General features: G+C 71.7%; 3 protein-coding genes and 1 pseudogene. 1 reads left to right on the top strand and 3 read right to left on the bottom strand.

Going from position 1 to position 3,482, the window contains the following annotated elements:
- Positions 1-445, top strand: a 445-nt coding sequence (locus tag GH736_RS19390) for a dihydrofolate reductase family protein (RefSeq protein ID WP_203230863.1), incomplete at its 5' end; no start/stop codon positions are given.
- A 42-nt stretch (positions 446-487) separates the two neighbouring features.
- Here GH736_RS19390 and GH736_RS19395 read toward each other — a convergent pair.
- The 3 genes and pseudogenes from GH736_RS19395 to GH736_RS19405 form a co-directional block, all read right to left on the bottom strand.
- The gene (locus GH736_RS19395; protein ID WP_159606267.1) at positions 488-1,084 is read right to left on the bottom strand and encodes a dihydrofolate reductase family protein; all 597 of its coding nucleotides are present in this window, start codon (positions 1,082-1,084) and stop codon (positions 488-490) included.
- A 142-nt stretch (positions 1,085-1,226) separates the two neighbouring features.
- Positions 1,227-2,867, bottom strand: coding sequence for a DNA repair helicase XPB (locus tag GH736_RS19400; RefSeq protein ID WP_159606269.1), 1,641 nt, complete (start codon positions 2,865-2,867; stop codon positions 1,227-1,229).
- A 64-nt stretch (positions 2,868-2,931) separates the two neighbouring features.
- Positions 2,932-3,482: pseudogene (locus GH736_RS19405) on the bottom strand (helicase-associated domain-containing protein); the annotation flags it as partial.

A 3,482-nucleotide genomic window follows, 5' to 3' on the forward strand; every position in this document is an offset into this window, starting at 1 on the left:
GCGCGGTCTCGCGTCGCAGCCGCGGCTGGCCGTCGTCTCGTCGCGACTCGACCTCGGTCCCGAGCATCCGGTGTTCTCACGCGCCGTGGAGCGGCCGATCGTCGTGACGCGCGAAGCGGCACCCGCCGACCGACGTGCGGCCCTCGCCGAGGTCGCCGACGTGCTGGTGTGCGGCGACGACACGGTCGACCTCACGGCGATGGTCGATGCGCTCGCCGCTCTCGGCCTGCGGCAGGTGCTCTGCGAGGGGGGCCCGCACCTGTTCGGCTCGCTGGTCGAGTCCGACCTCGTCGACGAGCTGTGCCTCAGCCTCAGCCCGCTGCTCGTGGCGGGCGGGGCCGGCCGCATCGTGCGCGGCGCCCCCGAGGTCGCGCAGCGGATGCGGTTCGTGCACGCGATCCCCGCTGGGGACCTGCTGCTGCTGCGCTACGCGCGGGCCCGTTGAAGGGCTGCCCCTCGCGAGGTCACCCGGAGGCGCCGATCGCCGTCAGCGGACCGGCCGGTACACGAGGTGGGTGACGAGCGAGGTGCCGCGCGACGAGACCTGCTCGAAGGCGCTGGGCGGGACGCCGTCGAAGAGCCGCTCACCCGCGCCGATGATCGACGGGGTGACGTGCACGCGCAGTTCGTCGACGACGCCGGCCGCGAGGAACTGATTGACCGTCGTCGCGCCTCCGACGACCACGACGTCACGTTCGCCGGCGGCCGCGCGGGCGCGGTCGAGCGCTGAGTCCGCTCCGTCGCTCACGAAGTGGAACGTCGTGCCTCCGCCCATCGGCAGGTCGGCTCGGGCGCGGTGCGCGAGCACGAAGACGGGTGCGTGGTAGAGCGGGTCGTCGCCCCACCAGCCCTGCCAGTCCAGGTCCCACTCGCCACGGTCGGGCCCGAACATGTTGCGGCCCATGATGAACGCGCCGGCATCGAGCATGGCGTCGAACTCGGTGCGGTTCTCCTCACCGTCGTGCATCATCCAGTCGTACAGGCGGTTGTGCTCGATCGAGCCGAAGGGCAGTTCCCGGGTCTGGCCCGGACCGGCCATGTAGCCGTCCATCGAGACGGCGACGTCGCAGACGACGCGGGACATGACAGCTCCTCTCCGAAGCACCGATTGCGATTTGCAATCGGTATGCCGTGAGGGTACCCAACGTGATTGCAACCTGCAATTGGTTTTTCGGCGATCGCCGCCGGTCGAGGGCCGGGCTCGGGCCCGACGTGGGACGGCCCTCCTAGGCCGCGAGACCGTGCGCGTCGAGGATCGTGTAGCTGTAGCCCTGCTCGGCGAGGAACCGCTGCCGGTTCTGCGCGAAGTCCTGGTCGACGGTGTCGCGGGCGACGAGCGTGTAGAAGTTCGCCGAGAGCCCCGACTCCTTCGGCCGCAGCAGGCGTCCGAGGCGCTGCGCCTCCTCCTGGCGCGAGCCGAACGAGCCCGACACCTGGATCGCCACGGTCGCCTCGGGGAGGTCGACCGAGAAGTTCGCCACCTTCGACACGACGAGCACGGGCGTGCGCCCGTCGCGGAACTCCTGGAAGAGCCGCTCGCGCTCGTCGACCGGGGTGGCGCCCGTGAGCTGCGGGGCGCCCAGCGTCTCTGCGAGCTCGTCGATCTGGTCGAGGTACTGCCCGATCACGAGGATCCGCTCGCCGGCGTGCTTCGCCACCAGTTCCTTCACGACGCCGAGCTTCGCCGGCGCGGTGGCCGCCAGGCGGTAGCGCTCGTCGTCGGCGGATGCCGCGTAGGCGAGCCGCTCGGACTGCGGCAGGTCGATGCGCACCTCGTAGCAGGCGGCGGGGGAGATGAAGCCCTGCGCCTCGATCTCCTTCCACGGCGCGTCGAACCGCTTGGGGCCGATGAGCGAGAACACGTCGCCCTCGCGCCCGTCCTCGCGCACGAGCGTCGCGGTGAGGCCGAGGCGTCGGCGGGCCTGCAGCTCGGCGGTCAGCTTGAAGACCGGCGCGGGCAGCAGGTGCACCTCGTCGTAGACCACGAGGCCCCAGTCGAGGGCGTCGAGCAGCGCCAGGTGGGCGTACTCGCCCTTCCGCTTCGCGGTGAGGATCTGGTAGGTCGCGATGGTGACGGGCTTGACCTCCTTCACCTGCCCCGAGTACTCGCCGATCTCGTCGGCGGTGAGGCTCGTGCGCTTCAGCAGTTCGTCGCGCCACTGCCTGGCCGACACGGTGTTGGTGACGAGGATGAGCGTGGTGGTCTTCGCGGTGGCCATCGCCCCGGCGCCGACGAGGGTCTTGCCCGCGCCGCACGGCAGCACGACCACTCCCGAGCCGCCGTCGAAGAAGTTGTCGACGGCCTTCTGCTGGTAGTCGCGCAGGTGCCAGCTCGTCTGGTCGAGGTCGATCGGATGCGGCGTGCCGGGCGTGTACCCGGCGAGGTCCTCGGCCGGCCAGCCGAGCTTCACGAGCTCCTGCTTGAGGGCGCCGCGAGCCCAGGCCGCCACGAGGAAGCTCTCGTCGTCGATCCGCTCGGTGAGCAGGGGTGCGATGCGCTTGGCGTTCGCCACCTCGGTGAGCACGGCGATGTCACTGGAGTACAGGCGCAGGGCGCCGTCATCGGTGCGGTCGACGATGAGCCGGCCGTAGCGGCCCACGGTCTCGCGCATGTCGACGGCCACCGTCTGCGGCACGGGGAACTTGGCGTACCGCTCGAGGGTGCCGAGCATGTCCTCGGCGTCGTGGCCGGCGGCGCGGGCGTTCCACAGTCCGAGCCGGGTGATGCGATAGGTGTGCACGTGCTCGGGGGCTCGCTCGAGCTCGGCGAAGACCGCGAGGTCGTGCCGCGCGTCCTCCGCGAGCGGATGGGCGACTTCGAGGAGCACGGTGCGGTCGCTCTGCACGATGAGTGGGCCGTCTGACATAGCGTTCGAGTCTACGCCCGCTTCACGCACCGACGGCCGACTCGCGGCATCCGTCGCCCGCGACTCAGACGTTCGTGGGTGCCGGGGAGACGGCCGCGATCGCGGAGAGCGGCAGCGTGCGCTCGATGTCGGCCTTGCGATCGCGTGCCCGGAGTCGCCCGTTCGCGACGCTCGCAGGGGCGAGCAGGTAATCGGCGGTCTGGCCTCCGGGCATGCGCACGGTGACCGTGAGGGTCTCCTTCGCGCGCGCCGCGGCCTCGAGCTGGCGGGCGAGCCACGCCTGCTCGGTGGCGCCGGAGTCGCCGGTCGCGAGCACGCGGTCGAGCAGCGCGGCGATCGGATCGGTCTTCGGCGGCGGCGGGGGAGCCGTGGCGAGGCGATGCCGCCGGAGCCGGATGATCTCGCCGTTCCCGTCTTCCGCGGCCACGGGGTACCTCGCGTCGGACAGCGCCCAGAACACGACGTCGGGGGTGAACCGGGAGAGGAGCCGGTGCGGGCCGGTCTGGCGCAACCCGATCGACGACAGCGACTGGTCGACCGCCAGGGTGCGCACGAGCTGCTCGTCGTCGGAGCGGATCGCGGCGCGCGCCGGAGCGTCGGCGTCGTCGGCGGCGG

Source organism: Agromyces humi (assembly GCF_009720255.1).
Taxonomy (GTDB): Bacteria; Actinomycetota; Actinomycetes; order Actinomycetales; family Microbacteriaceae; genus Agromyces; species Agromyces humi.